The following is a 5,169-nucleotide window of genomic DNA, read 5'->3' on the forward strand; positions in this document are numbered from 1 at the left end:
CTCCTTTTAATTCTTCTGCCGTAAATATATCTTTCAATGTAGCATCCGCATAGCTTTTATAATCCGGGAAACGGGTTCGCATCACACTCATCTGATCCAGTAGTTCATCGCGGGTTATATAAGGATAACTTTTGCCCTGAATATAAAAACAAAGTATAGGATCTATGGATCCATTAACGTCAAAATCTTTATAAAACATTTCAGCTGGCTCCTTGTCGCTTGCTTTGCATTGCGTATTCAAACCCTGGTTACCTATAACCAGGTCTGGTTTACCATCGCCATTCAAGTCATCAACCAAGAGCTTGTTCCACCAGCCTCTATATTCTTTATCAAAATAGTCTTTGGTTTTATTAATCAGCTTTCCATTGATGTTGATTAGTACCGTTAGGGGCATCCATTCTCCAACGAGAATCAAATCCTGCTTTTTATCGCCGTTCATATCTACCCAGGCTGCATCTGTTATCATACCTGTTTTTTGCAATTGTGGTGCGATTGTGGTAATCTGATCCATAAACTTGCCCTTCCCATTATTGATCAGCAAATAGCTTTGCGGTGTTTCGGGATAACGTCCCGGAACCACCCTTCCCCCTACAAACAGATCCGGATTACCGTCCCCATTAAAATCAGTTACCCGCACACATCCTTTACTACCCAACATTTTCGGCAAGGCATTATACGATTTCCGCAGATTGCCTTTACCGTCATTGATGTAAAGACGATCCTGTAATAAAGGGTCATCCACTACATAGCTGCTATAACCGCCACTACTTACATATAAATCAATAAATCCATCCCCATTGGCATCGAAAAATGCGGCATCTGAATCTTCGCTTTGTTTATCCACTTCAAAAGCGGCTTGTACTTTTCTGGCGAACCCTCCGCTTTTATCCTGTAAAAAAAGCGCTCCTGCCTGATCCTGTGCTCCCCCCACAAACACATCTTCCAGCCCATCGCCATTGACGTCCGCCTTTGCTAAGCAAGGTCCTGAAAAAGACAAGGGGTTTATTAATAGTGGCTGTCGCTTAAAATCATTAATCGTATTTTTTTGATGCTGAAAGGTAAGTGAAAATTTGACTTCTTTGAATATAGCGGGGAGTGCTTCTGGTATTTTGTAAATCAACGTCGCGTTTTTTTCCTGTAGCGAAAGTTGTTGGTTCGATTTTATGTTTTTAATAAGCTGCTGTTTTCCACTCAGCCAAACTATCCGAAGAGAATCTATCGCGCTACTGTTGCCCAAACCAAAATGTAAAACCGGCGAGACACTGGATTGATACCCCCGGGTCGGCATCTGCTCCAGGTATTGTTGCTTGTTCTTAGTGTATATCCATAGTTTAGCACCCAACCCTTGTGTATTTTGTCCGGCACCCTGAAGTTTAAGTTTTAAATAATGATGTTTTAATTGTTTGTCCGAATTGTTCTGATAAATAAAAGCAGGTTGATTGATATTATTTACAATCAGATCCAGGTCCCCATCATTATCTAAATCCGCATAGGCAGCTCCATTACTGTTGGAAGGGATGTTAAATCCCCATTTTTCACCCATATTGCTGAAACTGAGATCGCCGTTGTTTTTAAACATGTAGTTCTTAACATTGGATGATGGCATATTATGTACCAGTTTCAATATATCCTCCCGCATTAAATTTCTATTGAGAAGGAAATCTCCCATATATTTTACAAAGTCTATGTTGGTGTAATCACGAGGTAAGCCATTGGTAACATACAAGTCTTTCGATCCGTCATTATCATAGTCCGCAAAAAGTGGCGCCCAGCTCCAATCGGTATTGGAGATACCAGAGAGCTGTCCTACTTCACTAAAAGTACCATTACCATTATTGATGTGCAGCATATTACGCATGTATTGATAGTAAAAACCACTTCGGATATTTAGATCAAACTTTTCATAATTATCCGGGGAGAATAGCTGCTTTTGACGGTGGTTGTCTTCAGGTAACATATCCAATGTGAAAATATCCGGCAAGCCATCATTATTAATATCTGAAATATTGTTACCCATTGAAAAATAAGAAGTATGCCCCATACCGGATTGTATCTTATCAGAGAAAGTTCCATCCCTGTTGTTGATATAAAGATAATCAGGTATAGTATAATCGTTAGAAATATAAATATCAGACCAACCATCACCGTTGACATCTGCAATTCCTGCACCCAGGCCGTAGGTTAAAGGAGAACTACTAAAACCAACCTGCTTTGTGACATCACGAAAAAAACTTCTGTCATTCCTGAATAATCGTACGGCTACCATACTATCAGTTTTTTTCATCAGATCAGCAGTACTTGCTTCATCCAATACAGGCAATGATTTGGGATTATGATTCAGTAAAAACATATCCAGATCCGCATCCTTATCATAATCAAAGAAAACTGCATGGGTACTCGTTGCAGGACTAGCCAGACCATATTTCTTTGCCTGTTCACTAAAATGAGGAATACCGTTTACGTCCGATCCTTCATTAATAAATAATTGATTTTCACGTTTTTCAGGGCGTAAACTACCAGAATAGCAAACATAGATATCCAATAAACTATCACCGTTCACATCGGCGATACTAACACCGGTTTTCCATGGGCCCTCTCTGCCTGCTACACCCGCCGGTGCAGTAATATCTTCAAACTGCATTTTTCCCTTGTTCAGGTATAGCCTGTTTGAGGTCATATTGCCCGTAAAATAAATATCTTCTAATCCATCTCCGTTCACATCGGCAACCGCTACTCCGCCGCCGTTATAGAAATATTCATACATTAAGATATTAGTATTGAGGCCTTCTGTCAAAATATTATTAAAACCTATATTGGTACTATCAGATGATAATAAAGTAAACAGAGGATTTAAAGAATCTTCATTTTTATTAAAAGGACTTTGACAACTTTGACAGAGAAATGCACCAGTCAGAATGATAAAAAACAGATGTTTTAAGGGAATTCCTTTATTTTGAAGCAATTTTTACAATTTAAGACTTCCTTAAAAAAACTTATGCCGGCAAAATTACCGACATAGGTTTTTTATTAATATGTTAATAACCTGAATTAATCAGTAACCAGGATTCTGAATTAATTTATTATTTCTTCCTATCTCGGCTCTACTCATAGGGAGAAAATACATTTTATCATTCCATGAACGGTTCTCTAAGCCTGTAACTTCGGGTGTGTACGTGTAATTGTAATCATTGTCGCTACGTTTATAAATAGCAACCGTTTTACCCGGTTTTAATTTGCCTGCAACCCTAATGATCACCGCTTTGTTACCCAAAGTAGTTGAAGCAATCATCCATCGCCTAGCATCGTAAAAACGCTGTTCCTCATAAACCATTTCTACTCTCCTTTCATTTCTATACCGATTTTTTAATGCAAGTCCTGATTCGGTAATTGCTGGCATCCCAGCCCTAAACCGGATCTTATTCAGCCAGGTTCTTGCTTCTGCTTCTTCCCCTAATTCTATACAAGCTTCAGCATAGTTAAACACAGCTTCTGTATATCTGAAAAAGGGCCAGGGAATAAATTGTTTATGATCCCTGTCAACAATTGCAGGATCGGGATCAATAAATTTCTTGAAATAATAACCTGTCCATGATCCATTCCAGTTTTCAATGCTACTTTGTCTTGCATCCAAACCATTGAAAGTCTTAGCTGCACCAAAAGTTCCTACTTCATATACACCTGTTTGGATTTGATTGGAAGGATCTATACCAGCTACATTAGAAGTACGGGGTTTCCAATCTGCACCATCAAAAAGAAAAGTAGCTTTAAATCTTGGATCCCTGTTTGTATAGATATCTTTTACTTTTACAGGGTCAGTCCAGTCGAACTTAGTACCATCCATCATTTCATAGTCATCTACGAGGTTCTGAACAGGTGTACTTCCAGCCCAATTGTGGTAGCCATTAGGACCTAAAGCTCTACCCATTCGTTGGGCACCTTCCTCTTTAATAATTATGAAATATCGGCCAAATATGATTTCATTGGACGCCGATTTATCGATACCTGGAGCAGCACTGCCACCGCCCATTGCGATGCTTAAATAATTTGCTGATCCCTCTGCGGCTGATGCAGGAGAACTCATATTTAACTTATATCCGTAAGGTAAATCCAATACAGCTTTTGCAGCAGCTTTTGCAGCAGTCCATCTTGCCATACGAGCCCCGCTTACGTAACCTAGCAATTCTGGCTTTGCAAAGCTGGAAATAATACCTGATTTAGATTTTGCGGTAGGCACGTCATGCAAATCGCTGGCAGCGTATAATAAAATTCGGGATTTTATAGCCAAAGCAGCATCTCTGCTAGCTCGCCCCTGGCCTAAATTTTTTCCTTGAAGCAAAACTACAGCAGCATCAAGGTCTTTAATAATAAAATTAACACTCTCTTCGAACGTGTTTCTGGCTACGGTATAGTCTGCCGATCCGGTGTCATATGGCTTATCGATAAGTGGAACACCTCCAAACAGACGAACTAATTGATGATAATAATAAGCACGTAAAAAAAGTGCCTCGCCTTTTAATCTGCTTGCCATAACAGGATCATTAAACGCTGGTGTTTCAAGGTTTTTCAATGCGATATTACATGCCCTAATTCTTCCATACATCCGCTCGTAACGATATAAATCCTGACGGTTAAACCAGGCAAGATCATCATCTGTTATGGTAGATTCATTGACCCTGTTATAGCCACGACCTGAATGGGTGAACAAAGATTCATCTGTGGCTGATGCAAGCATTTCTTCATTAAACCCGCCAGCACCCAGACCACCGTAAATGCCGGATACAAAAGCTTCGGATAGTGCGGCATCTTTCCATGTAGTTCCTCCTTCTACCTCACCCAAGGGCTTGGTATTCAAAAAATCATCGTTACACGAGGTAAGCATGATACCGGATATCATCATAATGATAAACGAAATATTAGTTATTCTCTTTTTCATGTCGCTAAATTTAAAAGGTCGCCGAAACGCCTGTATTAATAGTACGGGATTGAGGATAGTATTGACCACTTGCATTTGTTGTTTCAGGATCATATATTTTCATTTTATCCCATGTAAGTAGATTAAGTCCACTTACATAAATGCGGAAATTACTAACCCCTGCTTTTTTACTGAAAGCTGCCGGTAGGTTAAAACCTATTTGAACATTTTTTAGTCGAAGGTAATCACTGCTTCTT

General features: G+C 39.4%; 3 protein-coding genes. All 3 read right to left on the reverse strand.

Annotated elements, in window-relative coordinates; all coding sequences use genetic code 11:
* A partial coding sequence (locus ACLL8Z_RS01765; RefSeq protein ID WP_411273031.1) for a VCBS repeat-containing protein occupies nucleotides 1-2,764 on the reverse strand: 2,764 nt, incomplete at its 3' end.
* A gap of 288 nt (nucleotides 2,765-3,052) precedes the next feature.
* The gene (locus ACLL8Z_RS01770) at nucleotides 3,053-4,933 is read right to left on the reverse strand and encodes a RagB/SusD family nutrient uptake outer membrane protein (protein ID WP_411273032.1); all 1,881 of its coding nucleotides are present in this window, start codon (nucleotides 4,931-4,933) and stop codon (nucleotides 3,053-3,055) included.
* Between the two features lie 10 nt (nucleotides 4,934-4,943).
* The coding region (locus ACLL8Z_RS01775; protein WP_411273033.1) for a hypothetical protein at nucleotides 4,944-5,169 on the reverse strand (226 nt) is incomplete at its 5' end.

Source organism: Daejeonella sp., from assembly GCF_046590655.1.
GTDB lineage: Bacteria > Bacteroidota > Bacteroidia > Sphingobacteriales > Sphingobacteriaceae > Daejeonella.

Excerpts from the sequence above, each read along its gene's own strand:
- ACLL8Z_RS01770 (WP_411273032.1), bottom strand. The coding sequence starts at position 4,933 with ATGAAAAAGAGAATAACTAATATTTCGTTTATCATTATGATGATATCC.